A 24,238-nucleotide genomic window follows, 5' to 3' on the forward strand; every position below is an offset into this window, starting at 1 on the left:
GGTCAACGCACTTCCTTCAACAAGCCATCGGCATCAACCGATAGCGAGAACAGTGCTCCATGACCCACTTCGACGTTGAGCAACTGTTCACGAGGCAAGCCTCGCGCCTGAGCCAGCAACAAACGCATGACTCCGCCATGGCTGATCAGCAACACACGCTCGCCGGCGTACGCCGCTTGCAAACGCGCCACCGCCACCCGCACCCGTTCAGAAAATTCAGCCACCGGCTCTCCCTGAGGCGGGGTGAATGAATAAGGATCCGCCCAAAACAACCCCAGGGCTTCGGCATCGGTTTCCATCAACGCCGCAGCGCTCTGCCCTTCCCAACGACCAAAGTGCAGTTCTTGCAGATTCTGATCGAACGCTACCGGTAAGCCCATTTGCCCGGCGAATTCCTCAGCGAAGCGCGCACACCGCTGCAACGGTGAGCTGATCACACGATCCCAAGGCCCCTGCTCTATCACGGCCGAGCGCATCTGCTGCCAACCCTTTTCGGTCAGCGCATCGTCGAGGCTGCCACGCAATCCGCCGCCGAGTTCGGTTTCGCCGTGACGCAGCAGATCCAGGCGCAAAATCATGCCGGGCGATCCGCGACCGCCGCTTCAGCAAACGTCGCCATTTGCCCGTGCAGGTCACACGCAAGCCGCAACAACGGCACGGCCAGTGCCGCGCCGCTGCCTTCGCCCAGACGCAAACCGAGGTCGAGCAACGGCTCGGCGCCCAGGGTTTCCAGCACATGCCGATGCCCGGGCTCGGCCCCCCGGTGACCGAACAACAGCCACTGACGGCATTCAGGATTCAGGCGCACCGCGACCAACGCGGCAACGCTGCAGATGAAGCCGTCCACCAATACCGCAACACCTTCCTGGGCACAGGCCAGATAAGCGCCAACCAGTGCTGCGATTTCGAAGCCGCCCATATTGAAAAGGGTTTGCAAGGCATCGCCACGTTGAGCGCCATGCAAGGCCAATGCACGTTCAATCACCTCGGCCTTGTGGCTGACACCTGCCGCATTCAACCCGGTGCCCGGCCCGGCCAGATGCACCACCGGGCATTCGAGCAAGGCACAGGCCAGCGCACTGGCGGCAGTGGTGTTGCCGATGCCCATCTCGCCACCGATGAACAACTGCGCACCGCCCGCTTTCGCCCTCAATACGCTGTCACGACCGGCCTGCAGAGCAAGTTCGCCTTGAGCCGATGTCATCGCCGGCCCCCGCGCGAAATTCGCCGTGCCCGGGCCGACGTTCAAGTGACGCACCCCCGGCAGGTTCAGCGAAGGCGTGACCGTTCCCAGATCCACCACTTCAAGGGAAGCCCCCAACTGCCGCGCCAACACGCTGATCGCCGCGCCGCCGTTGACGAAGTTATGCAGCATCTGCCCGGTGACTTCCTGGGGAAACGCCGACACCCCTTCGGCCACCACGCCGTGATCACCGGCAAAAATCGCGATCGACACCTGCTCCAGACTCGGCTTGACTCGCCCCTGCAATCCCGCCAGTTGCACCGCCACCGACTCAAGTTGCCCGAGAGAGCCGGCCGGCTTGGTCAATTGCTGTTGACGGGCTAACGCCTGCTCGACCGCCTGGGCGTCGATCACTTGGCAAGGATTCAACCACCAGGATGGGCTCATAACGCAGTTCCTTTCAAAGTCAGGGGCAGGCCGGCGACGGTCAGGATGACTCGCTGACAACGCTCGGCCAGAGCTTGATGCAACCAACCGGCTTCATCGACATAGCGGCGAGTCAACTCGCCCAGCGGCACGACACCCATTCCGGTCTCGTTGCTGACAAAAATGATTTCCCCCGGCAGCGACGCCAGGCACTCCAGCAAGGCTTCACGCTCGGCGTTCAGGCGCTCGGCATCGTCCTGCATCAGCAGATTGGTCAGCCACAGGGTCAGGCAATCGACCAACAGGCAATGATCGGCGCGGGCGTTTTCACGCAGGGCACGGGCCAGCTCCAGAGGCTCTTCGATCAACGCCCACTCGGCCGGACGGCGGGCGCGGTGATGGGCGACCCGCTCGCTCATTTCGCCGTCCAGGGGTTGGCTGGTGGCGATGTAGGTCACCTGGAGCTGACTGTCAGTTGCCAGTTTTTCGGCCAGGCGACTTTTGCCGGAGCGGGCGCCACCGAGGATCAGTTGGAGCATGGTCATCAACCTTCTAATTGGCGGTGTAACGACTGGCGCCTTCGCGAGCCTGCTCGCGAAGGCGCCCTAAAGAACACCTCAAATCCCGCAGAGCTCCCGCAACAGCGCAGTATCGAGATGCTGCTCCACCAAATCCGCCAAGCGCTCGATATCCCGCTCGCGCAACCCGTGGTAATCCACATCCTGCACAGCCTGCAAACCGGCCCAGCGCAACAGCGCACTGCACGCCGCCGGTGATTCGAACAGACCGTGCAGATAGGTGCCGAGAATCTGTCCGTCGATACTTTGCGCACCGTCACAACGACCATCATCGAGCTGCACCGCGGCGTTTTCCAGCGCCGCTCCGGTGGTTACACCGGCATGGATTTCATAGCCGCTGACTTCAGCATTTTCCAGCGCCAGGCGCCCACGCACATTGCGCAGTTGCTTCTCTGCTTCGAGCCGGGTTTCGAACGCCAGCAAACCCAAGCCGATGCTGGAACCCGATGTGCCTTCAAGGCCCAGCGGATCGTGTACCTGCTCACCGAGCATTTGCAGGCCGCCACAGATGCCCAGCACTTTCCCGCCGTAACGCAGATGTCGAGAAATCGCCGTGTCCCAGCCGTTGGCCCGCAGATAAGCGAGGTCACTGCGCACGCTTTTCGAGCCGGGAAGAATGATCAGATCGGCCGGTGGAATCGCCTGGCCGGGACCGATGAATTGCAGGTCCACTTGCGGATGCAGGCGCAACGGGTCGAAGTCGGTGTGATTACTGATGCGCGGCAGCACCGGCACCACCACTTTCAACACCTGCTCAGCCTTGTCGGTCTGGCGCTGATCAATACCGTCCTCGGCTTCCAGGTGTAGGTCCATTACGTATGGCAACACGCCGATCACCGGTTTGCCGGTGCGTTGCTCCAGCCAGTCCAGGCCCGGTTGCAACAAAGCGATATCGCCACGAAAACGGTTGATGATAAAGCCCTTGACCCGCGCCTGTTCGCTGGGCGACAGCAACTCCAGCGTGCCCACCAGATGGGCGAACACTCCGCCCCGATTGATATCGGCGATCAGTACCACCGGACAATCCACCGCTTCAGCGAAGCCCATGTTGGCAATGTCGCCGGCACGCAGATTGATCTCGGCAGGCGAACCGGCACCTTCGACCATCACCAGCGGATAGGCCGCGCTCAACCGGGCATGGGAAGCCAGCACCGCTTGCATGGCGATGGTTTTGTAGTCGTGATAAGCCACGGCATTCATGGTCGTGACAGCACGACCGTGGATGATCACCTGGGCGCCGGTGTCGCTGTTGGGCTTGAGCAACACCGGGTTCATGTCGGTATGCGGTTCGAGATACGCGGCCTGAGCCTGCACCGCTTGTGCGCGACCGATCTCGCCACCGTCGGCCGTCACCGCGCTGTTGAGCGCCATGTTCTGCGGCTTGAATGGCACCACGTCTATACCCTGACGCGTGACCCAACGGCACAGCGCTGTCACCAGCGTGCTTTTGCCGGCATCCGATGTGGTGCCCTGCACCATCAAGGTGGTCATGTGGCTTCCTTGGCAAAGTCTTCGAATGCAGCGGCGAGGCGTGCCCAATCGGCCTCTTCGGCCGGCAAGCCAAAACGCAGGCTGCTGTTTAGTGTGAACAATCGCAGCAGAATGCCACGTCGGGCCATGAACTCATGGAGTTCTTCGGCACGTTCGGTGATCAGCCATTGGAACAAGGCGCAACCGCCCTGGGGTTTGAAGCCGTGCTGCTCAAGCAACGACGCCAACCGTTCGCTGGCCTCGTCGGCACGCACCCGTTGCTGCGTATGCCCTTCGGTATCGCGCAGGCAAGCCTGGCCCAGCACCCGGGTCGGGCCGCTTACCGCCCAGGGTCCGACCTGTTCGGCGAGCAGCTTGAGCAATTTGCGCTCGGCCAGGACAAACCCCAGACGCACCCCGGCCAGGCCAAAAAACTTGCCGAACGAACGCAGCACAATCAGCCCGACCTGATGGGCAAACGGCGCCACGCTCAGGTGCGGTGTGTTGTCCATGAACGCTTCGTCCACCACCAGCCAGCCACCGCGCTGGGCCAGTCGCGAATGCCAATCGAGCAATCGGGCGGGCGTCAGGCTCAGGCCGGTAGGATTGTTCGGGTTGACCACCACCAGCACGTCGAGGCTGTCGACAAAGAAATCGACTTCCTGCTCCAGCACTTCACGCACGATGTAACCATTACGACGCCAGGCTTCGGCATGTTCGGCGTAACACGGCGACAGCACGCCGACCTTGCCCGCCCGGCGCAATCGCGGCAACAACTGGATGGCCATCTGCGAACCGGCCACCGGCAATGCCTGCAAGGCGCCGTAGTAATCGCAGGCGGCCTGTTCCAGGCCGTCATCGGTTTCCGGCAAGCGTGCCCAGGCCCGCAGCGGAATCTGTGGCACCGGAAACGGCCAGGGCGCCAGTCCGCTGGACAGGTCAAGCCAATCGGCTTGCGCGATGCCGTATTCGAGCGCCGCCTTGCGCAAACGTCCACCGTGCTCAAGCATAAAATTCAGCCCCCACGCAGAGAATCAGCAGCCATAACCATACCCCGCGCTGGACCAATTGCCAGCCGCGGTCAATGGCGTCGGCGTCCGCCGGCAGGCCCTCGCCCAGTGGCGGACGCTCATGCAGTTCGCCGTGATAAATCGCCGGCCCACCCAACTCGACGCCCAGGGCACCAGCGCCCGCTGCCATCACCGGACCGGCATTCGGACTGTCCCAGGTCGGGCCCTGGGTACGCCAACATTTCAAGGCCAGCCGAGTCTTGCCCAGCAGCGCGTAGGTCAACGCCACCAACCGCGCAGGAATGTAATTGAGCACATCGTCGATCTTCGCCGCGGCCCAGCCGAAACGCTCGAAGCGTTCGTTGCGATAGCCCCACATCGCATCCAGGGTGTTGCTCAAACGGTAAAGCACCACGCCAGGCGCACCGGCCACGGCAAACCAGAACAAAGCGGCGAACACCGCATCGCTGCCGTTCTCCAGCACCGACTCGGTGGCGGCGCGAGCGACTGCGGTTTTGTCGAGCTCGCTGGTCTGACGGCTGACCAGATAACCCACCCGCGTGCGCGCCTCGTCCAGATCATCGCTGCGCAGAGCCCTGGCCACCGGCTCGACATGCTCACCGAGGCTGCGCATGCCCAGGGCGCAATACAGTGCGAGAATTTCGACGACCCAACCCACATAAGGCGCCCAGGAAAACGCCGTGGCCAACAGCGTCAACGGCAACACGGCGATCACCCACGCGGTCACGCCATGGCTGCGCCAGCCGCGGCCACCACCGTTGAAACGTTGCTCGATGCGCTCGGCAAAACGGCCGAACGCCACCAGCGGATGCCAGCGTTTGGGTTCGCCCAGCAGCGCATCCAGCGCCACGGCGGCGACACTCAACAACGCCACACTCATGGACGCACTCCCCAATAATTTTCGTATAACAATTCACTGAGCGGACGCGCTTGCGCCCAGCCCTCCAGCACCAGCATCGGTGCCGGATAAAATTCCTTGACCGGTCCCAGGCACAAAATGGCCAACGGCTTGGCGCCGGACGGCAGCCCCAGCAGATCCGCCAGCGCTTGCGGTTCGAACAGCGAGACCCAGCCCATGCCCAACCCTTCGGCGCGGGACGCCAGCCACAGGTTCTGGATCGCGCAGGACAACGAGGCCAGGTCCATTTCCGGCAAAGTGCGCCGACCGAAGATATGCCGCTCGCGATCATCCATCAGCGCCGCGACCAGCACCTCGGCGCAATCATTGATGCCTTCAACCTTGAGCTGCATGAATTCGTCGGTGCGCTCACCCAGGGCTTCGGCGGTGCGGATGCGTTCTTCTTCCACCAACACCTGGATCTTGCCGCGCAAGACGCGGTCGCTGATGCGAATGAAACGCCAGGGCTGCATCAAGCCGACACTCGGCGCCTGGTGCGCGGCTTCGAGCAGGCGCCGCAAGAGCTCGGGCTCGACGGTGCCGCCACTGAAGTGGCGCATGTCGCGACGTTCGGCGAGGGCGCGATAGACCGCTTCGCGCTCGGCCGGACTGAATGCGTTGTCAGTCATGGCCTCTTCGCGAGCAGGCTCGCTCCCACAGGATTCAGGTGATCTTGGGTGGGAGCGAGCCTGCTCGCGAAGGCACCCGCTCGGTCAGGTGCAAACAGCGAAGCAATCGCCGTCGGATTGGACGGAAAATAAAAATGCACATACGAAGCCGTCATCCGCCCCTGACGATAAACTGCCTCCGCCCCACGCCCGCCATTAGGACTCATGCCCCGGGCTATCGGTGTCAGTTCGGTGGTAGTCAGCGAATGATGATAGGTGTGGCCGCGCAGCGAACCTTCCGGCAGTTCAACCGCCTGCAACGCCAACGCGGCGAGACGCTTTTGCATCACCGCATCACCGGCCAGCAATCCCACCAGTTCAGCGCGAGTGCCTTCGACATCGGTCAGCGAATCGAGCAGATAAAGCATGCCGCCACATTCGGCCAGTAACGGTTTGCCCGCTGCGTGGTGCGCACGGATTGCGCTGAGCATCGACGTGTTTTGTGCCAGGGCCACATGGTGCAATTCAGGGTAGCCACCCGGTAGATACAGGCTGTCTGCCTGCGGCAAATCCGTATCGCGGATCGGCGAGAAGAACCGCAGCTCGGCGCCCATCGCCCGCAGCAAATCAAGGCTGGCGCCGTAGGTGAAGGCGAACGCTTCGTCCCGGGCCACGGCAATGCGCACGCCGGCCAGCAATGGCTCGGCGGCGATCACATCCGGCGCGGCGAATTCAACCGCCGGCGGCAGCGCAACCTCGCAACTGCTGGCCAAGGCATCGGCTGCCGCATCGAGACGCACATCGAGGTCGTTCAACTCGCTGGCCTGGACGAGGCCGAGGTGTCGGCTCGGCAATTCGATCCCGGTTTCCCGGGACAGCGCGCCGTACCAGCGCAGGCCTTCGGTCAAGCTACCTTCGAGCAGTTGTGCATGACGCAAGGTGCCGACACGATTGGCCAGGACCCCGGCGAACGGCAAGTCCGGCTGATAGCGCGCCAACCCCAGTGCCAGTGCGCCAAAGGTCTGGGCCATGGCGGTGCCGTCGATCACGCCCAGCACCGGTACACCGAAGTGCCGTGCCAGATCAGCGCTGGACGGTGTGCCGTCGAACAGCCCCATCACGCCTTCGATCAGGATCAGGTCGGCGTCGCCTGCGGCTTCCCACAATAAGCGGCGACTTTCCTGCTCGCCGACCATCCACATGTCCAGTTGATACACCGGCGCACCGCTGGCGCGCTCGAGAATCATCGGGTCGAGAAAGTCGGGGCCACATTTGAACACGCGGACCTTGCGCCCCTGATTGCGATGCAATCGAGCCAGCGCGGCGGTGACCGTGGTCTTGCCTTGACCGGAGGCCGGCGCGGCAATCAGGACCGCGGGGCAACGACGGGGTTGATTCACAGCTCGACGCCTTTTTGCGCTTTGATCCCAGCCTGGAACGCGTGCTTGATCATGCCCATCTCGGTGACGGTGTCGGCCAGTTCGATCATCTCCGGTTTGGCGCCACGACCGGTGACCACCACATGCTGCATCGGCGGCCGTGCCTGCAAATCGCTGAGCACCTGATCGAGATCGAGGTAGCCGTGTTTGAGCGCGATGTTCAGTTCATCCAGCACCACCAGGCCTATGGATGGATCGCGCAGCAATTGCTGCGACACCGCCCAGGCCGCTTCAGCAGCGGCGATATCACGCTGACGGTCCTGGGTTTCCCAGGTAAAGCCCTCGCCCATCACATGAAAGCGCACCTGCTCGGGGAAGCGCCGGAAGAACAACTCCTCGCCCGTGCTGTTGCGCCCCTTGATGAACTGCACAACGCCGCACTGCATGCCGTGGCCCAGCGACCGGGCGAGCATGCCGAACGCCGAACTGCTCTTGCCTTTGCCGTTGCCGGTCAGCACCAGCAACAGACCGCATTCATTCGGGGAATTGGCGATGCGTTCATCGATCACGGCTTTCTTGCGCAGCATGCGCGCCAGATGACGTTCGTCACGATCAGGGGTATCAGTCATGGGGAGCTCTCCGTTGAGGCTGGATAACGGCGGGCAGGCACAAAAATAGACGGCAAGAAGCCTGGCATCGCCCACCGTGATGCCGCTTGGATGGATCAGGCCGGTCTCCGGGCTCATGAGCGGCGTTGGCCTGACTGCGCGCCTTCCCATGTCTTTTGACACAGTGGCTCAAGACGCAGCTTTCACTCATTTACCGTTGCGGGGGCAGCGCCGGAATTGCAGACCTTCGTGCTTTGAAGTGACCACTCACCGGCTTCCCTGTTTCACTCTGTCGACCCAAGCCACAGAGCACCTGAAACAAGCCGCGAAGGTTAGAGGGTTGGGGGTGGAGCGTCAATTGAAGACGGGCCGTATCAGTGAATAACAGCCACCCATCCACAATTTGACGCCAATCTTGTGCCACACTCTCAGCAGTGATATCAAAGAGCCACAACCCCACAACACAATAAAAAGGGTGAGCCCCATGCAAGGCATGATCATCAGCAATCCGAAGCTGGAATTCCTGCGACCGGTACTGGAGCGCTGGTTCGAATGTATTGACCGCTACAACGCTGTGCGTGGAGATCATGAAACACCGTACTGGCTCGACGAAAAAGCCAACCTCGGCCTGCTCTCAGCTGCGGCATGGATGGCGGAGACGGTCACGCTGCAACAAGCGCCCACCCGCAAACAGATCGAAGAAGGCGAACGCAATGGCCGCGCCGACCTGTTTATCGCCACCCCCGAAGCCCGCGCCTGGCTGCAGGCCACGCAACGCTGGCCACGGGTCAACAGCCTGAACCTGACCCAGGCCCTGCACGACATCACCAGCAACGCCAAGCAAATCAGCTACGCCAGCGACCTGAAACTCGGCTGCCTGTTCGTCGCCCCGCAAAAAGCCCAGCACGGCGCCACTCCGGAAGAACTGCAAGACATGGTCGATGACCTGCAAAAAGAGCACACCTGCGCCGTGGCCTGGTATTTCCCCTACGCCTATCGCAAGTTGCGCAACGAGGCAGGCCACTATCACCCCGGCATCGCCGTACTGCTGAAAGAGGCTCGCGGCTGAGGGTTGAACCATCCAGCGTTTAGACTTCTCTATGATTAGATCAAGGCATTCATAGGGAAGATCAGTAATGCGCACGTCTCAACTCGCTTTTGTCATCGCCCTCGCCGGAGGGCTCGCCGCCTGCGGTGAAACCTCCAGGCTGCAAGTCTCCGACGGCACCGGCCCGTCGCCCAAGCTGCCAGAACCGAACAAAACACTGATCCCGACTGTGAACATCGCGCCGGCCATCGGCTGGCCGGACGGCGCAAAACCTGTCGCGGCCGCCGGCACGCGAGTGGCCGCGTTCGCCGAAGGCCTTGATCACCCGCGCTGGCTTTACGTGCTGCCCAATGGCGATGTACTGGTCGCCGAAACCAACGCCCCGCCCAAACCCGCTGACGGCCAAGGCATTCGCGGCTGGGTCATGAAACAAGTCATGGGCCGTGCCGGGGCTGGCGTGCCGAGCCCGAACCGCATCACCCTGCTGCGAGATTCGGATCACGATGGCATTGCCGAGACCCGCACGGTTTTCCTGGAAAATCTCAACTCACCTTTCGGCATGACCCTGGTCGGCAATGATCTGTACGTAGCCGATACCGATCGCCTGCTGCGCTTTCACTATGAAAGCGGCGACACGGTGATCAAGGCGCAGCCGACCAAAGTGGTGGATTTGCCGGGCGGTCCGCTGAACCATCATTGGACCAAAAACGTCATCGCCAGCAAGGACGGGAGCAAGCTGTACGTCACGGTAGGCTCGAATAGCAACGTCGGGGAAAACGGCATGGATCAGGAGGAAGGACGCGCGGCGATCTGGGAAGTGGATCGCGCCACCGGCAACCACCGAATCTTTGCTTCGGGGATTCGCAATCCGAACGGACTGGCCTGGGAACCTACCAGCGGTGCTTTGTGGACGGCCGTCAACGAGCGGGATGAAATCGGCAGCGACCTGGTGCCCGATTACATCACCTCTGTGAAGGACGGTGGGTTCTATGGTTGGCCTTACAGTTATTACGGACAGCACGTCGATGTTCGCGTCGAGCCGCAAAAACCCGAGCTGGTGGCCAAGGCGATTTCGCCGGACTACGCAGTGGGTCCGCATACCGCGTCGCTGGGCCTGACATTTGCCGAAGGCAACAAGTTGCCGGCGCAATTCAGCGAAGGCGCCTTTATCGGCCAGCACGGCTCATGGAACCGCAAGCCGCACAGTGGCTACAAAGTGATTTTCGTGCCCTTCAGCGCCGGCAAACCGAACGGGCAGCCGGTGGATGTGCTCACGGGTTTTCTCAATGACGACGAAAAAGCCATGGGCCGGCCGGTGGGGGTGGTGATCGATCAACAAGGCGGTTTGCTGGTGGCGGATGATGTGGGCAACAAGGTGTGGCGGGTGTCCGCGACTAAATAACGTCACATAACAATGTGGGAGCGGCGGTGCGACGATTCGACTTGCTCGCTCCCACAAGGGATCAGCGTTTACGGCAGAGGGTCAGCCCATCCCCCAACGGTAACAACGATAAATCCACCCGCGAATCACCCTTCAAGGCACGATTGAGCGCCTGGATGGCGCGAGTGTCTTCACTCTCCGGATCAGCCTCAAGCACCCGGCCACTCCACAGCGTGTTATCGAACACGGCCAGACCGCCGGTGCGCAACAGACGCAACGCATGCTCCAGATAGACGGGATAGTTGGCCTTGTCAGCATCAATGAAAACAAGATCGAACTGCTCGGGCAGGTCCAGCGTACTCAGGGTTTCCAGCGCAGGCGCCAGACGCAGATCGATTCGCCCGGACAAACCGGCTTCCTGCCAGTAACGGTGCGCCGTGGCGTTGTAATCGCCGGGAATGTCACAGCAGATCAGCGAGCCATCTTGCGGCAATGCCGCTGCCATGCACAGGGCGCTGTAACCGGTGAAAGTGCCGATTTCCAAAACACGCCTGGCGCCGATGAGTTTCACCAGCAACGCGAGAAACTGCCCCTGCTCGGGCGCCACTTGCCAACGCGCCATGGGCAGTGCCTGGGTCTCGTCGCGCAAACGCTTGAGCAGCGGCGTTTCACGCAGGGACACGTCCAGCAGGTACTGATAGAGCGAATCGTCGAGATTGAGCGTGCGAGCGGTCATGACCACAACCTCCGGCGGTTACGGATTGCGCGCCAGGTGCTCCGGTTGCAGGACGCGCTTGGCGCTCAGGTAGGCTTTCTGCCAATACACCTTGGACAAGCTGTCGAGCTTGACCGTGCCACCCGTGGCAGGCGCGTGGACGAACCGGCCTTCGCCGACGTAGATGCCGGCATGGTTGACCTGGGAACTGCCATTGGTGGCGAAGAAAACCAGATCACCTGTTTGCAGCCCTTCCTTGCCCACGTTGGCCGCTTGCATGGTGATCATTTCACGGGTGGTGCGCGGCAAGGAAATCCCGGTGACATCACGGTACACGTAACCGATCAACCCGCTGCAATCGAAACCGGAATCCGGCGTATTGCCACCCCAGCGATAAGGTGTGCCCACCAGGCCCAACGCGCGGAACAGCACGTCTTGCGCTTCAGGCGAAAAGGCTTGGGAGGGACCGAAAACAATGGGCGCGCGAACCACCGGCGCTGGCGGCGGTGTGCGACTGGCGCAGGCGCTGAGCAGCGCTGCGAAAAGCATGATTGCGAGGCGGGCCGACGTCGACATAGGCAGAGCATCCTGATCTGGCTGCGGCTTTTTTCTGCAGAGACGCAGAAAAGAAAACCGCCTGCGCAGCACGCAGGCGGTTTGCCATCATTCATGGATCAGATTCTAGCGCTTATGCGGCAAACTTCAAGTAAGACTTTAAGTTCGCCTTACAAACTGTCCGCTTACTTGCGAGCCGTGACGATCGGGCTTGCCGCAGGGGCCATCGCAAGGGCGCGCTTGGCTTCGATGAAGGTTTTGCTCCAGTAGCTGTCGCCCAGGCTATCGATCCGCACACCACCGCTTTTGCGGCTGCTGGAATGAATGAACTGGTTGTCACCCAGGTAGATCCCGGCGTGACTGACGCGACCGCGACGGCCATTGGTGGCGAAGAACAGCAGGTCGCCTGGTTCAAGTTTGTTGCGAGACACCAGCGGCGCATCCACGTTGATCATTTCGCGGGTGGAGCGTGGCAGGTTCATGCCCGCCTCTTCGCGGAACAGATAACCGATGAAACCGCTGCAATCAAAACCGGCTTCAGAGGTACCACCAAAACGGTAACGGGTACCGATCAGGGACATGCCGCGTTCGAGGATACTGTCGGCCAGAACTGGCAGTTGATAAGACTTGCCGTCGGCGAAGGCTGCCAGTTCTTTTTCGGTTGCCGTCTCTTCCTGGAAAAGAGAGTCCTGATAACGAACGGAAGAGGCAGTAACAGGGTTTTGTACCTGCTGTTGTTGCGCTTGCTGCGACACCGGAGTGTGGGCGGCGCAACCGAACAACAGGGTAACGAGTGCGAGGGGCACGAGGGGTGCAAAGCGCTTTAGCATGGGCACGACCGTGGCTGATAGTTGTAAAGAAGCCGAGACTATGCCCGCTATCAAACCCATTTGCAAATTCAATCGAACTTTTTGTGACTTCTCGGTTTCTCGTTTACATCTAAGCGCTTAAGCACTATTTGATCGTTTGCGCAGACTACTGGTTGTAGGAAAGCGTGTTTTCTGGCGCCTGAAATATGCCAAAACTACTGTAGGGATTGGCTTTGCCGGGCTTGTTACCAGCCCAGCGTTTCTTTCAGGAACGGAATAGTCAGCTTGCGCTGAGCTTGAAGGGAAGCCTGATCGAGACGCTCAAGCAACTCGAACAGCGCGCTCATGCTGCGGGTACCGCGGGTCAGGATAAAATGCCCGACCTCATCGGTCAGGTGCAGGCCGCGACGGGATGCACGTAGTTGCAGGGCACGCAGTTTGTCTTCGTCGGAGAGCGGACGCATCTGGAAGATCAGCGCCAGGGTCAGACGGGATTTGAGGTCCGCCAGTTTCACCGGCAATTCACGCGGGGACGTTGACGCGGCAATCAGCAGGCGCCGACCGCTGTCACGCAGACGATTGAACAGATGGAACAGCGCCTCTTCCCAATCCGCCTTGCCGGCAACGGCCTGCAAATCATCCAGACAGACCAGTTCGTATTGTTCGAGGTTGTCGAGAATCTCGATGCCGCGATCCATCAACTCGGCCAACGGCAGATACACCGCCGGCTCGCCCATTTGCTCGAAACGCAGGCAAGCTGCCTGCAACAAATGTGTACGCCCTACCCCGTGCTTGCCCCAGAGGTAAATCAGGCTTTCGGTCCATCCGGCGTCGGCTTCGCACAGCCGCTCGACATAGCCGAGTGCAGCGGCATTGGCGCCTGGGTAGTAGTTGATGAAGGTGGCGTCGTCACGCAGACGCACACCTAGGGGCAGCTGAATCGGTTTCATGCTGACTGAACAGTTCCAAAGGAACCGTTAGTGGCCTCTGTGTAAAGTTTGCGAAGTTTATACCCGTGAGGCCGACCGCACAATGCGACAGACCACAAGCAAAATCAAAGGTTTGCGTTGGCGCGCCGATTTCATGACAGTTTCTTTGGCGCTGCAGGCAACAACCCCGCATCCATCCGGGACGCCTTTGAAGAAGCCTGAAGACCTGGCTCGTCAACCCCACCGTAAATATCAGAATCCTTATATAAATCATGCACATGACGAACCAGCACCATGATCACCGCCGCCACCGGCAACGCCAGCAGAACCCCGGTAAAACCGAACAGTTCACCACCGGCCAGGATCGCGAAGATCACTGCCACCGGGTGCAGGCCAATGCGATCTCCCACCAGCAACGGCGTGAGTACCATACCCTCCAGCGCCTGACCGACCATGAACACCGCAACGATGCCGATCATCGGGTACAGATCGCCGCCGAACTGAAACAGACCGGCAATCAATGCCGCGCCAATACCAATGACGAAACCCATGTACGGGACAATCGCCGCCAAACCGGCAATCAGACCGATCAACAGACCCAATTCCAGTCCGACCAGCATCAGGCCAGCGGCATAGATCACGCCCAAGGCCACCATCACCAGCAACTGCCCGCGCACAAACGCCCCGAGCACTTCATGACACTCACCAGCCAGTAATACTGCGCGCTCCTCGCGATCCCGGGGCAGCAGACCACGGATCTTGGCCATCATCAGGTCCCAATCCCGCAGCAAGTAGAAACTCACCACCGGTATCAGCACCAGATTCGCCAGCCAGCCGATCAACGCCAGACCGGAAGCCGTCGCCTGACTCAGCACCACCCCGACGATGTCGGTGGTCTGGCCCATATGTTCACTGATCGCAGCCTTGAGCTTGTCGAACTTCCAGAACCCCTCCGACAAACCGAACTTGGACTGCGCCCACGGCAGCGCAGTGTGCTGCAACCAATCGAGCATCTGCGGTGCCAGCTCATATAAACGAAACAACTGCTTGGCGAGCATCGGCACCAACACCAGCAACAGCGCTGTGACAATCAAGGTGAACAGCGCGAATACAGCGACCACGCCCAAGGTTCGCGACAGCCCGGCTTTTTCCATCCTGTCCACCAGTGGGTCAAACAGATAAGCCAACAGCAACGCCACCAGGAACGGCGTCAGAATCGGGTGTAACAGCCAGATAAACGCGCAGAGCAGAACCACCCCACCCAACCAGAACCAACGCCGCGTATCGGCCATGAACCACTCCATTGCTTCTATATAAAGAAAGAAAAACTACCAGCGAAATCGTAACTGCGGTGTCGGTGCCGGGGCGGGTGTTGCGACAGGGACCGAACCGTCAGCCACTGGCGCAACAGGCGCTACGGGAGCAGGAGCGGGTGCCGTTGTAACTTCTTGCAATTTCGCCAGCGACAACTGCGCCCGCAGCTGATCGGTACTGCCATTGACTCGATAGAGAATCCGGTCGCCATTGACACTTTGTGGGCGCCCGGAAAAAGGCTCCAGCAAACGCCCAAGGGTTGCATAGCGCTCAAGATTCATGCCCTGCACTTCCAGCAACTGTTGAGTCGCAGACCCTGGCCTGGCGACAAAGCGCGGTGCCAGGCGCTCATTGACCGCCAGCATCACCGCGTCCGCCAAAGCGGCTTGATCAGCCCCTTGGACAGTGCCCGCCTCTTTCTGATCCCCCAGCCACAAACGCCATTTGGCTTGCCACTGCCCACCCTCTTCGCGGGCATGCACTGCCAGCAAGGCGTCGGCATTGTACCGTTCCGATGCGTTGCGCAGCGGCGCCGGATCAGCACTTTCCAGATTGGGCGCGGTGGCGACAATCTGTTCATTCAGATCCGCCAGGGGCAAGCGCAACGGCAAACCACGGTGCTGCGCCGCGCGGCGCAGCGGTGCGGCACTGGCCTGACCATCCCCCACCAGGCTTGAACCGTCGCTGTAGTCGTTCAGCCACCAACCGAGGATGGAGGGCCGATTGGCGCCCCACATGGCCAACCCGGCACGGCGCATGGCCTGTTCAGTGGTGCCCGGATCGAAATCGACTTTCAAGACTTCCGGTGGCCCGGCGTCATAACCGAACTGACTGATGATTTGCTGCGGGTCCTTGCGGATCGCTGCCAGCCCAGGACTTTGCGCTGCCTTGGGGTCGCCGGTCAGACGCAAGACAAGGGTATCGAGCGCGCGTTGAGTCGCCTGGTCCCGCTCCTGCGGTGACTGGCCGCTGACGGGTTCGCGAACCTGGTAAAGGCCTTTGACGGTTTCGGCATGACTGACCAGGCTGAGCAGTGACAAACAGCCCACAAACAAGAATTTGCAAAAACGCATGGAAGATTCCTGAAGACAAGAGCAGCTGGAACAGGCCGCATGAACATGATCGAGCAAGGCTGTGACCATCGCCTGGCGCAAAACATTCACACGCCCCGGGTAAGTTTTCGCACTGTCATAACGATAGACGGTAAATGCCGATACCCTTCCCAAGCCTGAAGGATGCCACCATCACGCTGTAAAGATGGTTTTTTTATGCCGATATGCCCCTGCCGTCGGCCTGAGGATGGCCGCTGCCCTTCAAGCCTGATAAAATCGCGCGCCTTCGCAGACCGGCAACAGCCGGGCACTCTCGAAATTCGCGTGAGGCAATCGCCCTCGTCGATTTCGGCGCCCCCGCTGAACTCGGTCGTTACCCAGAAATCCCCCCTAAAGGCCTGGATCATGAGCAAGCAACCCTCCCTGAGCTACAAGGACGCCGGTGTAGACATCGACGCCGGTGAAGCATTGGTCGAACGCATCAAGAGCGTCGCCAAGCGCACTGCGCGCCCGGAAGTCATGGGCGGCCTGGGCGGTTTTGGCGCCCTCTGCGAAATCCCGGCCGGCTACAAGCAGCCCGTGCTGGTTTCCGGCACTGACGGCGTCGGCACCAAACTGCGCCTGGCACTGAACCTGAACAAGCACGACAGCATCGGCATCGACCTGGTTGCCATGTGCGTCAACGACCTCGTTGTATGCGGCGCCGAGCCGCTGTTCTTCCTTGACTACTACGCCACCGGCAAACTGAACGTCGACACCGCCGCTCAGGTCGTGACCGGCATCGGCGCAGGCTGCGAGCTGTCCGGCTGCTCCCTGGTCGGCGGCGAAACCGCTGAGATGCCTGGCATGTACGAAGGCGAAGACTACGACCTGGCCGGCTTCTGTGTCGGCGTCGTGGAAAAATCCGAAATCATCGACGGCTCCAAAGTCGCTGCCGGCGACGCCCTGCTCGCCCTGCCATCGTCCGGCCCGCACTCCAACGGTTACTCGCTGATCCGCAAGATCATCGAAGTCTCCGGTGCCGACATCGAAAACACCCAGCTCGACGGCAAACCGCTGACCGACCTGCTGATGGCCCCGACCCGTATCTACGTCAAGCCGCTGCTCAAGCTGATCAAGGAAACCGGCGCCGTCAAGGCCATGGCCCACATCACCGGTGGCGGCCTGCTGGACAACATTCCGCGCGTGCTGCCAAAAGGCGCACAAGCCGTGCTTGACGTGGCGAGCTGGACCCGTCCGGCCGTGTTCGACTGGCTGCAAGAGAAAGGCAACGTCGACGAGAACGAAATGCACCGCGTGCTGAACTGCGGCGTGGGCATGGTCATCTGCGTGGCTCAAGAACACGTTGAAACCGCCCTGAACGTTCTGCGCCAAGCCGGCGAGCAGCCTTGGGTCATCGGTCAGATCTCCACCGCTGCCGAAGGCGCAGCCCAGGTTGAACTGAAGAACCTTAAGGCTCACTGATGCCTAAGACCTGTGATGTCGTGGTGCTGCTGTCCGGCACCGGCAGTAACTTGCAGGCCTTGATCGACAGCACGCGGACCGGCGACAGCCCGGTCCGCATCGCTGCGGTGATTTCCAACCGTGCCGACGCCTTCGGCCTGCAACGCGCCAGGGAGGCGAGCATCGCTACCCGCACCCTGGATCACAAGGCTTTCGACGGCCGCGAGGCCTTCGATGCCGCGCTGATCGAACTGATCGACGCCTTCAACCCCAAACTCGTGGTACTGGCCGGTTTCATGCGCATTCTCAGCGCGGACTTCGTGCGCCATTACCAGGGTCGCCTGCTCAACATCCACCCTTCGCTGCTGCCCAAATACAAAGGGTTACACACTCATCAGCGCGCGCTGGAGGCTGGCGACGCCGAGCACGGCTGCTCCGTGCACTTCGTCACCGAGGAACTCGATGGCGGACCACTGGTCGTACAGGCAGTAATACCGGTAGAGTTGCACGACTCGCCGCAGAGTCTGGCGCAGCGGGTCCATGCTCAGGAACACCTGATCTACCCGATGGCCGTTCGCTGGTTTGCCGAGGGCCGGTTATCACTTGGCGATCAAGGTGCTTTACTGGATGGACAGTTACTCGCGGCCAGCGGCCACTTGATTCGAACCTAGGAGATTTTATGCGTCGTGCCCTGCTCTTCGCTTGCGCTCTGTTCGCCTTGCCCTTCGCACAGGCTGCAGACCTTCAACCTTTCTCCGCCAGCTACACCGCCGACTGGAAGCAGCTGCCCATGAGCGGCACCGCCGAGCGCAGCCTGACCAAGGAAGCCAACGGCGTCTGGAGGCTCAGCTTCAAGGCTTCGATGATGATCGCCAGCCTGTCCGAAGAAAGCACCTTGACCGTCGACAAGGACACCCTGCTGCCGCAGTCCTACCACTTTGAAAGAGGTGGCCTGGGCAAAGCGAAAAAGGCTGACCTGGATTTCGACTGGGCCGCCAAAAAAGTCACCGGCACCGACCGCGGTGACCCTGTCAACATTCCGCTCAACCGCGGCATGGTCGACAAATCCACCTATCAGCTGGCACTGCAACATGACGTGGCCGCCGGCAAGAAAAGCATGAGCTATCAAGTGGTAGACGATGGCGAAGTCGACACCTATGACTTCCGCGTGCTGGGTTCGGAAAAGGTCGACACAAAAGCCGGCCAGATCGAAGCGATCAAGGTCGAGCGCGTGCGTGACCCGACACAAAGCAAGCGCATCACCGTGCTCTGGTTCGCCAAGGATTGGGACTACCTGCTGGTCCGCCTGCAACAGGTTGAAACCGACGGCAAGGAGTACAACATCATGCTCCTGGACGGCAAGGTCAACGGCAAGACTGTCAAAGGCAGTTGAGCTACCGGCACGACGAAGCCCCGCAATCGCGGGGCTTTTTTTTCGCCTGGCATTCGGCAAAGAAAGCGGAACGCGCCTCAAGAGGAATGCTCTATACCTTCAAGGTCTTTTTTGATCGAATGACGCTTCCTGTTGCCTGTGAGGTTTCCCATGACTGTTACCGTCAATACCGTCTCCGCCGAAGGTTTTCGCCATACCGTTCAGATCGATGACCACGAACTCTTTGCCGATGTGCCTGTGGCCGCAGGAGGTGAGGGCTCGGCGCCGGAACCCCACGATTACTTCGATGCCGCACTGGGCGCCTGCAAAGCCCTGACCCTTAAGCTGTATGCCAGGAAGAAGGGCATCCCGCTGACCGGTGTCGGCGTCGAGGTCAAACGCGACAACAGTGAAGAGCAAAAGGGCAAATACGCGCTGCACGTCAAACTGACCCTCAAGGGCGTGATGACCGACGCACAGCGTGACGAGCTGCACCGCGTGGCCGATCGCTGCCCGATCCACAAGCTGATGACCAGCAGTGAAGTCAGCATCGAAACTCATTTGTCCGAAGGCGCGTTCAGCCAATAGCGGCAAGGGTTGCGCAAGCGGGTTATGCTCGACCGCATCACCCGCCCAGTCTGGAACGCACCATGAACACTCCGCTCGTGATCCGCCCCCGCGCCGAAGATGTCGAAGGCCAGCCGATTCTTCGCCCGTTGCCATCCGCCAAATGCCGCAATGTCGGGCCTTTCGTATTTTTCGACCACATGCTGCAAACCCGCTACGCCGCGGGAGATGGCATGAACATTCGTCAGCATCCACACATTGGCCTGTCCACCCTCACCTACCTGTTTGAGGGGCAACTCCAGCACAAGGACAGCCTCGGTTCGGATCAAGTGGTCAACGCCGGGGATGTCAGCTGGATGACCGCCGGCAGCGCCATCGCCCACGTCGAGCGCACGCCCGAAGCCCTGAAGGAAAGCGGTTTCACGATGCACGGCTTGCAAATCTGGCTGGCCTCGCCCAAGGACCATGAACAGGGTCCGGGCCATTACAGCCACCACCCCGCGGCTACCCTGCCGGTCAGTGAAAACCTTGGCGTTAAGATCCGCATGATTGCCGGGTCAGGCTTTTGCCTGGAATCGCCGGTACCGGTGCTTTCTCCTACGCTGTATGCCGAATTGCACCTGCAAACGGCGACGTCCTTGCTGATTCCCACCGAACATGAAGAACGTGCGCTCTATGTGTTGAGCGGCGAGGTACAGCTGGAAGGTGAATTGATAGAACCGCACTCGCTGGTGGTGTTGCCCGTCGGTGAAGAGATGACGCTGTTCGCCGAGAGTGATTGTCATGCCGTGCTGTTTGGCGGAGCACCGCTGGACGGTCCGCGGCGGATCAACTGGAATTTTGTGGCGAGCGATCCAGCGCTGATCGACGAAGCGCGCCGTCGCTGGGCGGCCGGGGATTGGCCGACGGTGCCGGGGGAAGTTGAGCGGATCGAATTGCCTTAAGTTCTGTATTGCCTGCAAAGCCGCCTTCGCGGGCAAGCCCGCTCCCACAAGGATCTTCAGGTGGACACAAATTTTGTGTTCGCACTGGCTAACTGTGGGAGCAGGCTTGCCCGCGAAGAGGCCGGAGCCGCTAGCACCTCAATCAGTGCCTGACACCAGATCAGCCTTTGAACACTTCATCCAGCAGATTGTGCATCGAAACGAATGCACGGGCCGCGATCTTCGCGTCGTAGATCATCATCCCCGGAACCTTGGCATGCGGGTCGGTGAACGAGTGGAAAGCCCCACCGTAGCTCAGTAACTGCCAATCCACACCAGCAGCGTTCATTTCTTCTTCGAAGGCTGGCAACTGCTCTTTCGGCACCAGTGGATCGGAAGCGCCGTGCAGCACCAATACCGAGCCCTTGATGTTTTTCGCGTCGTTGATGTCCGGGGTATCGAGGGTGCCGTGGAACGACACCGCCGCCTTCACCGGTGCACCGGTACGCGCAAGCTCCAGGGCGCAGCAACCACCGAAGCAGAAGCCGAAGGTCGCCAGTTTTGACGTATCGACCTGCGCCTCGCCTTGCTGTTGCAATTGCTCGAACGCTACTTGCATGCGCTTGCGCAGCAATGCCCGGTCATTCTTGAGCGGCATCATCGCCGCGCCCGCTTCGTCGTTGTTGGTTGGACGAAGCGACTGGCCGTAGAGGTCCGCGATCAGCACCACGTAGCCCTTGGCCGCCACCGACGTGGCAATCTCTTCGGCACCGGCACCGACGCCCATCCAGTTCGGCGCCATCAACAGACCCGGACGCGCGCCTTTATGGTCGGCGTCGAACGCCACACGGCTTTCGTAGGGCTGACCGTCAATCTGGTAGACCACGGAACGTACAGTGATTTGGCTCATTTCTGACTCCTGATTTTTGAACACCAGAATGAAAAAACCCGCCGAAGCGGGTTTTTCTACAACGCAGTTAAACCGACAGTTCAACCAGCAACTTGTTGAGACGACGCACATAGGCCGCCGGATCTTTCAAGCTGTCGCCGGCCGCCAGGGCCGCCTGATCGAAGAGGATGTGCGACAGGTCGCCGAAGCGCTCGTCACTCTGCTCGTTATCGAGCTTCTCGATCAACGGGTGAGCCGGGTTGAATTCAAAGATCGGCTTCGAATCCGGGACCTTCTGACCACTGGCTTCCAGGATCTGACGCATTTGCAGGCCCAGGTCCTGCTCGCCGATGGCCAGGATCGCCGGCGAATCAGTCAGGCGATGGGACACCCGCACTTCAGCAACGGATTCGCCCAGTGCAGTCTTGAGACGCTCGACCAGACCTTCCTTGGACTTGGCGACTTCTTCGGCAGCCTTCTTGTCCTCTTCCGAGTCCAGGTTGCCCAGGTCCAGGTCACCACGCGCCACATCGACAAAGCTCTTGCCGTCGAAGTCGCTCAGGTAGCTCATCAGCCACTCGTCGATACGGTCGGTCAGTAGCAGCACTTCGATGCCTTTCTTGCGGAAGACTTCCAGGTGCGGGCTGTTCTTGACCTGGGCGTAGGTTTCGCCGGTCAGGTAGTAAATCTTGTCCTGACCTTCTTTGGCGCGTGCCAGGTATTCGGCCAGGCCGACCACCTGCTCACCCTCATCACCGCTGGTCGAGGCGAAGCGCAGCAGACCGGCGATTTTTTCTTTGTTGGCGAAATCTTCTGCCGGGCCCTCTTTCATGACCTGACCGAAGTTCTTCCAGAAGCCTTTGTATTGCTCAGGCTCGTTCTTCGCCAGTTTTTCCAGCATGTCCAGCACGCGCTTGGTCAGCGCCGACTTCATGGAGTCGATGATCGGGTCTTTCTGCAGAATTTCCCGCGACACGTTCAGCGACAGGTCGTTGGAATCGACCACGCCCTTGATGAAGCGCAGGTACAGCGGCAGGAACGACTCAGCCTGATCCATGACAAACACACGCTGCACGTACAGCTTCAGGCCTTTCGGCGCTTCACGCTGGTACAGGTCGAACGGTGCACGAGCCGGCACATACAGCAGCGAGCTGTATTCCAGCTTGCCTTCGACCTTGTTGTGGCTCCAGCTCAGCGGGTTTTCGAAGTCGTGAGCGATGTGCTTGTAGAACTCCTGGTATTCCTCGTCCTTGATCTCGGTACGCGGACGGGTCCACAGAGCGCTGGCGCGGTTGACGGTTTCCCATTCAACGGCTGGCTTCTCTTCGCCTTCGACAGCGGCCACTTCTTTCGGCAACTCAATCGGCAAGGCGATGTGGTCGGAGTACTTCTTGATGATGTTACGCAGGCGCCAGCCGTCGGCGAACTCGTCTTCGCCGGACTTCAGGTGCAGCACGATGCGGGTACCGCGCTCGGCCTTGTCGATGGTGGCGACTTCGAACTCGCCTTCACCCTTGGACGACCAATGCACGCCTTCGCTGGCCGGGCTGCCGGCACGACGGCTGAATACGTCGACCTTGTCGGCGACGATGAACGCAGAATAGAAACCCACACCGAACTGACCGATCAGGTGCGAGTCTTTCTTCTGATCACCCGACAGGTTTTTCATGAAATCGGCGGTGCCGGACTTGGCGATGGTCCCCAGGTGGGTGATCACATCTTCGCGGTTCATGCCGATGCCGTTGTCTTCGAGCGTGACGGTCTTGGCGTCCTTGTCGAAGCTCACACGGATTTTCAGCTCAGCGCCACCTTCCAGCAATTCAGGCTTGGCCAGCGCTTCGAAACGTAATTTGTCTACAGCGTCAGAGGCGTTCGAGATCAGTTCGCGAAGGAAAATTTCCTTGTTGGAATACAGCGAATGGATCATGAGGTGCAGCAGCTGCTTTACCTCGGTCTGGAAGCCCAGGGTTTCCTTTTGAGTTTCCACACTCATGGTCATCAAACTCCAATCAGATGGCATAAGCCGCGACCTTGAGGGTCGGCGGCGGGTTGTCATCAGAGTTGGGGGCTCCGTTCAGGATTTCAAGGGCTCCTCCAGTTTGAAATGTGCCCGGGCCGTGGCGATGGCCTCACCTTCGGTGGTTTGCCAGGCCGTAACCGCCACGTTGGCCACCCGGCGTCCCTGGCGGCACACCTGGCATCGGGCCCAGGTATCACGGAACTGCCCGGTACGAAGATAATCGAGAGAAAAGTCGATAATCTTCGGCACACCCGGCGAGCCGGTAGCTATCAACAGGTGCATCGCCGCCGCCAGCTCCATGAAACCGGCAATCACACCGCCGTGGATCGCAGGTAATAAAGGGTTGCCGATGTTGTCCTTGTTGGCCGGCAGACGAAACAGCAATTCATCCCCTACTCGTGAGCACTCCACTCCGATCAGCGTGGCGTAGGGAATCCGTTGCAGCAGCGCGGCGTAATCACCCTGTGCATGGGCCTGTCGCAGTTGCTCCTTGAACGTGTCGGTCATTTCTTGTCTCCAGCGATGGCACCACCAAAGCCTTTGGTGCCCTTTATGCCCTTGCCCATGCGCATGAAGGTGCCCACCACATGGGCTATCGGTTGTTCAGGATCATCCTGATAGGCAAAGCCGCGGGCGAAAATCACGTCGGTGGTCACCCGGTAACATTGGGCGAAGCCATAGACATCTTTATGGGGTTCGGCGGCATGCATGTAGTCGATGCGCAGATCGAGGGTCGGGCAGACTTCGAACTCCGGCAGCACGCAGAGCGTGGACATGCCACAAGCGGTATCCATCAGCGTGGTCAATGCACCGCCGTGGATCACACCGGTCTGTGGGTTGCCGATGATCCGCGGGCTGTATGGCAGAACCACCGTGAGTCCTTCACTGCTGGCGCTATGAACGTGAAGCCCGAGGACCTGACAATGGCGCAGCGCTGACAGAAATCGCGTAGCACGCTCAAAAAGGGGATTTTCAGCCATTTGATAAAAACTCCTGTTTAATAGTCTGGCAACGCATTAACACCCCTGGAAAAAGTTCCA

25 protein-coding genes, 1 pseudogene and 1 riboswitch are annotated in these 24,238 nt (G+C 60.4%); of the genes and pseudogenes, 7 read left to right on the plus strand and 19 right to left on the minus strand.

What is annotated here, in order from left to right:
* Positions 1-2: 2 nt before the first annotated feature.
* The 9 genes from cobC to cobO all read right to left on the minus strand — a co-directional run bounded on the left by cobC (position 3) and on the right by cobO (position 8,202).
* Positions 3-578 carry an alpha-ribazole phosphatase family protein gene (gene cobC, locus AC07ZE_RS21555; protein WP_207266561.1) on the minus strand — a complete coding sequence of 192 codons (576 nt, stop codon included), beginning with the start codon at positions 576-578 and terminating at the stop codon, positions 3-5.
* Positions 575-1,630, minus strand: a complete 1,056-nt coding sequence (gene cobT / locus AC07ZE_RS21560) for a nicotinate-nucleotide--dimethylbenzimidazole phosphoribosyltransferase (protein ID WP_207266562.1) — start codon at positions 1,628-1,630, stop codon at positions 575-577. The genes cobC and cobT overlap by 4 nt, the downstream gene beginning before the upstream one ends.
* On the minus strand, positions 1,627-2,148 hold the full coding sequence (cobU, locus tag AC07ZE_RS21565) for a bifunctional adenosylcobinamide kinase/adenosylcobinamide-phosphate guanylyltransferase (RefSeq protein ID WP_207266563.1): 522 nt from the start codon (positions 2,146-2,148) through the stop codon (positions 1,627-1,629). Before cobU ends, cobT begins: the two co-directional genes overlap by 4 nt.
* Positions 2,149-2,226: 78 nt before the next feature.
* Positions 2,227-3,678 carry a cobyric acid synthase gene (locus AC07ZE_RS21570; protein ID WP_207266564.1) on the minus strand — a complete coding sequence of 484 codons (1,452 nt, stop codon included), beginning with the start codon at positions 3,676-3,678 and terminating at the stop codon, positions 2,227-2,229.
* Positions 3,675-4,667, minus strand: coding sequence for a threonine-phosphate decarboxylase CobD (gene cobD, locus AC07ZE_RS21575; protein WP_207266565.1), 993 nt, complete (start codon positions 4,665-4,667; stop codon positions 3,675-3,677). The genes AC07ZE_RS21570 and cobD overlap by 4 nt, the downstream gene beginning before the upstream one ends.
* Positions 4,660-5,568, minus strand: coding sequence for an adenosylcobinamide-phosphate synthase CbiB (gene cbiB / locus AC07ZE_RS21580; RefSeq protein WP_207266566.1), 909 nt, complete (start codon positions 5,566-5,568; stop codon positions 4,660-4,662). Before cbiB ends, cobD begins: the two co-directional genes overlap by 8 nt.
* Positions 5,565-6,215 (minus strand): 5,6-dimethylbenzimidazole synthase, encoded by a 651-nt coding sequence (gene bluB, locus AC07ZE_RS21585; RefSeq protein WP_207266567.1) that lies wholly within the window; start codon positions 6,213-6,215, stop codon positions 5,565-5,567. Before bluB ends, cbiB begins: the two co-directional genes overlap by 4 nt.
* Positions 6,212-7,594: a cobyrinic acid a,c-diamide synthase CobB gene (locus AC07ZE_RS21590; protein WP_207266568.1), complete on the minus strand. Its 1,383-nt coding sequence runs from the start codon at positions 7,592-7,594 to the stop codon at positions 6,212-6,214. Before AC07ZE_RS21590 ends, bluB begins: the two co-directional genes overlap by 4 nt.
* The gene (gene cobO, locus AC07ZE_RS21595; protein WP_095195630.1) at positions 7,591-8,202 is read right to left on the minus strand and encodes a cob(I)yrinic acid a,c-diamide adenosyltransferase; all 612 of its coding nucleotides are present in this window, start codon (positions 8,200-8,202) and stop codon (positions 7,591-7,593) included. Before cobO ends, AC07ZE_RS21590 begins: the two co-directional genes overlap by 4 nt.
* A gap of 81 nt (positions 8,203-8,283) precedes the next feature.
* A riboswitch (cobalamin riboswitch) is annotated at positions 8,284-8,513 on the minus strand.
* A 152-nt stretch (positions 8,514-8,665) separates the two neighbouring features.
* On the opposite strand from cobO, the gene AC07ZE_RS21600 reads away from it, so the two are divergent.
* Both AC07ZE_RS21600 and AC07ZE_RS21605 read left to right on the plus strand, forming a co-directional pair.
* Positions 8,666-9,250, plus strand: coding sequence for a hypothetical protein (locus AC07ZE_RS21600; protein WP_207266569.1), 585 nt, complete (start codon positions 8,666-8,668; stop codon positions 9,248-9,250).
* A 67-nt stretch (positions 9,251-9,317) separates the two neighbouring features.
* The gene (locus AC07ZE_RS21605) at positions 9,318-10,631 is read left to right on the plus strand and encodes a PQQ-dependent sugar dehydrogenase (RefSeq protein ID WP_207266570.1); all 1,314 of its coding nucleotides are present in this window, start codon (positions 9,318-9,320) and stop codon (positions 10,629-10,631) included.
* A gap of 61 nt (positions 10,632-10,692) precedes the next feature.
* Here the strand turns inward: AC07ZE_RS21605 and AC07ZE_RS21610 are convergent, their stop codons facing one another.
* From AC07ZE_RS21610 to AC07ZE_RS21635, 6 genes and pseudogenes are all read right to left on the minus strand, one after another.
* The gene (locus AC07ZE_RS21610) at positions 10,693-11,346 is read right to left on the minus strand and encodes an O-methyltransferase (protein ID WP_207266571.1); all 654 of its coding nucleotides are present in this window, start codon (positions 11,344-11,346) and stop codon (positions 10,693-10,695) included.
* Positions 11,347-11,364: 18 nt separating this feature from the next.
* A complete protein-coding gene (locus AC07ZE_RS21615) occupies positions 11,365-11,901 on the minus strand; it encodes a C40 family peptidase (RefSeq protein ID WP_207266572.1) in 537 nt (178 codons plus the stop codon).
* A gap of 164 nt (positions 11,902-12,065) precedes the next feature.
* A complete protein-coding gene (locus AC07ZE_RS21620; RefSeq protein WP_207266573.1) occupies positions 12,066-12,710 on the minus strand; it encodes a C40 family peptidase in 645 nt (214 codons plus the stop codon).
* Positions 12,711-12,934: 224 nt separating this feature from the next.
* Positions 12,935-13,639, minus strand: a complete 705-nt coding sequence (gene hda / locus AC07ZE_RS21625) for a DnaA regulatory inactivator Hda (protein ID WP_007936072.1) — start codon at positions 13,637-13,639, stop codon at positions 12,935-12,937.
* 200 nt (positions 13,640-13,839) lie between these two features.
* Positions 13,840-14,910 (minus strand): annotated as a pseudogene (locus AC07ZE_RS21630) (AI-2E family transporter); the annotation flags it as partial.
* 36 nt (positions 14,911-14,946) lie between these two features.
* On the minus strand, positions 14,947-16,005 hold the full coding sequence (locus tag AC07ZE_RS21635; protein ID WP_207266574.1) for a DUF2066 domain-containing protein: 1,059 nt from the start codon (positions 16,003-16,005) through the stop codon (positions 14,947-14,949).
* A 384-nt stretch (positions 16,006-16,389) separates the two neighbouring features.
* On the opposite strand from AC07ZE_RS21635, the gene purM reads away from it, so the two are divergent.
* From purM to AC07ZE_RS21660, 5 genes are all read left to right on the plus strand, one after another.
* Complete coding sequence (gene purM / locus AC07ZE_RS21640) at positions 16,390-17,448, plus strand: phosphoribosylformylglycinamidine cyclo-ligase (protein ID WP_207266575.1); 1,059 nt, start codon at positions 16,390-16,392, stop codon at positions 17,446-17,448.
* Positions 17,448-18,098: a phosphoribosylglycinamide formyltransferase gene (gene purN / locus AC07ZE_RS21645; protein ID WP_207266576.1), complete on the plus strand. Its 651-nt coding sequence runs from the start codon at positions 17,448-17,450 to the stop codon at positions 18,096-18,098. Before purM ends, purN begins: the two co-directional genes overlap by 1 nt.
* 8 nt (positions 18,099-18,106) lie before the next feature.
* On the plus strand, positions 18,107-18,820 hold the full coding sequence (locus AC07ZE_RS21650; protein ID WP_095195640.1) for a DUF3108 domain-containing protein: 714 nt from the start codon (positions 18,107-18,109) through the stop codon (positions 18,818-18,820).
* A 150-nt stretch (positions 18,821-18,970) separates the two neighbouring features.
* Positions 18,971-19,387: an OsmC family protein gene (locus AC07ZE_RS21655; protein ID WP_207266577.1), complete on the plus strand. Its 417-nt coding sequence runs from the start codon at positions 18,971-18,973 to the stop codon at positions 19,385-19,387.
* Between the two features lie 62 nt (positions 19,388-19,449).
* A complete protein-coding gene (locus tag AC07ZE_RS21660) occupies positions 19,450-20,310 on the plus strand; it encodes a pirin family protein (protein WP_207266578.1) in 861 nt (286 codons plus the stop codon).
* A gap of 160 nt (positions 20,311-20,470) precedes the next feature.
* Here the strand turns inward: AC07ZE_RS21660 and AC07ZE_RS21665 are convergent, their stop codons facing one another.
* The 4 genes from AC07ZE_RS21665 to AC07ZE_RS21680 all read right to left on the minus strand — a co-directional run bounded on the left by AC07ZE_RS21665 (position 20,471) and on the right by AC07ZE_RS21680 (position 24,178).
* Positions 20,471-21,199, minus strand: a complete 729-nt coding sequence (locus AC07ZE_RS21665; protein ID WP_207266579.1) for a dienelactone hydrolase family protein — start codon at positions 21,197-21,199, stop codon at positions 20,471-20,473.
* Positions 21,200-21,266: 67 nt separating this feature from the next.
* Positions 21,267-23,171 carry a molecular chaperone HtpG gene (gene htpG, locus AC07ZE_RS21670; RefSeq protein ID WP_207266580.1) on the minus strand — a complete coding sequence of 635 codons (1,905 nt, stop codon included), beginning with the start codon at positions 23,169-23,171 and terminating at the stop codon, positions 21,267-21,269.
* 81 nt (positions 23,172-23,252) lie between these two features.
* The gene (locus tag AC07ZE_RS21675; protein ID WP_207266581.1) at positions 23,253-23,705 is read right to left on the minus strand and encodes a PaaI family thioesterase; all 453 of its coding nucleotides are present in this window, start codon (positions 23,703-23,705) and stop codon (positions 23,253-23,255) included.
* The gene (locus tag AC07ZE_RS21680; protein ID WP_207266582.1) at positions 23,702-24,178 is read right to left on the minus strand and encodes a PaaI family thioesterase; all 477 of its coding nucleotides are present in this window, start codon (positions 24,176-24,178) and stop codon (positions 23,702-23,704) included. Before AC07ZE_RS21680 ends, AC07ZE_RS21675 begins: the two co-directional genes overlap by 4 nt.
* Positions 24,179-24,238: the final 60 nt, after the last annotated feature.

This window comes from Pseudomonas sp. GW101-3H06, assembly GCF_059424605.1.

Excerpts from the sequence above, each read along its gene's own strand:
- cobC (WP_207266561.1), bottom strand. The coding sequence starts at position 578 with ATGATTTTGCGCCTGGATCTGCTGCGTCACGGCGAAACCGAACTCGGC.
- cobT (WP_207266562.1), bottom strand. The coding sequence starts at position 1,630 with ATGAGCCCATCCTGGTGGTTGAATCCTTGCCAAGTGATCGACGCCCAG.
- cobU (WP_207266563.1), bottom strand. The coding sequence starts at position 2,148 with ATGCTCCAACTGATCCTCGGTGGCGCCCGCTCCGGCAAAAGTCGCCTG.
- AC07ZE_RS21570 (WP_207266564.1), bottom strand. The coding sequence starts at position 3,678 with ATGACCACCTTGATGGTGCAGGGCACCACATCGGATGCCGGCAAAAGC.
- cobD (WP_207266565.1), bottom strand. The coding sequence starts at position 4,667 with ATGCTTGAGCACGGTGGACGTTTGCGCAAGGCGGCGCTCGAATACGGC.
- cbiB (WP_207266566.1), bottom strand. The coding sequence starts at position 5,568 with ATGAGTGTGGCGTTGTTGAGTGTCGCCGCCGTGGCGCTGGATGCGCTG.
- bluB (WP_207266567.1), bottom strand. The coding sequence starts at position 6,215 with ATGACTGACAACGCATTCAGTCCGGCCGAGCGCGAAGCGGTCTATCGC.
- cobO (WP_095195630.1), bottom strand. The coding sequence starts at position 8,202 with ATGACTGATACCCCTGATCGTGACGAACGTCATCTGGCGCGCATGCTG.
- AC07ZE_RS21600 (WP_207266569.1), top strand. The coding sequence starts at position 8,666 with ATGCAAGGCATGATCATCAGCAATCCGAAGCTGGAATTCCTGCGACCG.
- AC07ZE_RS21605 (WP_207266570.1), top strand. The coding sequence starts at position 9,318 with ATGCGCACGTCTCAACTCGCTTTTGTCATCGCCCTCGCCGGAGGGCTC.
- AC07ZE_RS21610 (WP_207266571.1), bottom strand. The coding sequence starts at position 11,346 with ATGACCGCTCGCACGCTCAATCTCGACGATTCGCTCTATCAGTACCTG.
- AC07ZE_RS21615 (WP_207266572.1), bottom strand. The coding sequence starts at position 11,901 with ATGTCGACGTCGGCCCGCCTCGCAATCATGCTTTTCGCAGCGCTGCTC.
- AC07ZE_RS21620 (WP_207266573.1), bottom strand. The coding sequence starts at position 12,710 with ATGCTAAAGCGCTTTGCACCCCTCGTGCCCCTCGCACTCGTTACCCTG.
- hda (WP_007936072.1), bottom strand. The coding sequence starts at position 13,639 with ATGAAACCGATTCAGCTGCCCCTAGGTGTGCGTCTGCGTGACGACGCC.
- AC07ZE_RS21635 (WP_207266574.1), bottom strand. The coding sequence starts at position 16,005 with ATGCGTTTTTGCAAATTCTTGTTTGTGGGCTGTTTGTCACTGCTCAGC.
- purM (WP_207266575.1), top strand. The coding sequence starts at position 16,390 with ATGAGCAAGCAACCCTCCCTGAGCTACAAGGACGCCGGTGTAGACATC.
- purN (WP_207266576.1), top strand. The coding sequence starts at position 17,448 with ATGCCTAAGACCTGTGATGTCGTGGTGCTGCTGTCCGGCACCGGCAGT.
- AC07ZE_RS21650 (WP_095195640.1), top strand. The coding sequence starts at position 18,107 with ATGCGTCGTGCCCTGCTCTTCGCTTGCGCTCTGTTCGCCTTGCCCTTC.
- AC07ZE_RS21655 (WP_207266577.1), top strand. The coding sequence starts at position 18,971 with ATGACTGTTACCGTCAATACCGTCTCCGCCGAAGGTTTTCGCCATACC.
- AC07ZE_RS21660 (WP_207266578.1), top strand. The coding sequence starts at position 19,450 with ATGAACACTCCGCTCGTGATCCGCCCCCGCGCCGAAGATGTCGAAGGC.
- AC07ZE_RS21665 (WP_207266579.1), bottom strand. The coding sequence starts at position 21,199 with ATGAGCCAAATCACTGTACGTTCCGTGGTCTACCAGATTGACGGTCAG.
- htpG (WP_207266580.1), bottom strand. The coding sequence starts at position 23,171 with ATGAGTGTGGAAACTCAAAAGGAAACCCTGGGCTTCCAGACCGAGGTA.
- AC07ZE_RS21675 (WP_207266581.1), bottom strand. The coding sequence starts at position 23,705 with ATGACCGACACGTTCAAGGAGCAACTGCGACAGGCCCATGCACAGGGT.
- AC07ZE_RS21680 (WP_207266582.1), bottom strand. The coding sequence starts at position 24,178 with ATGGCTGAAAATCCCCTTTTTGAGCGTGCTACGCGATTTCTGTCAGCG.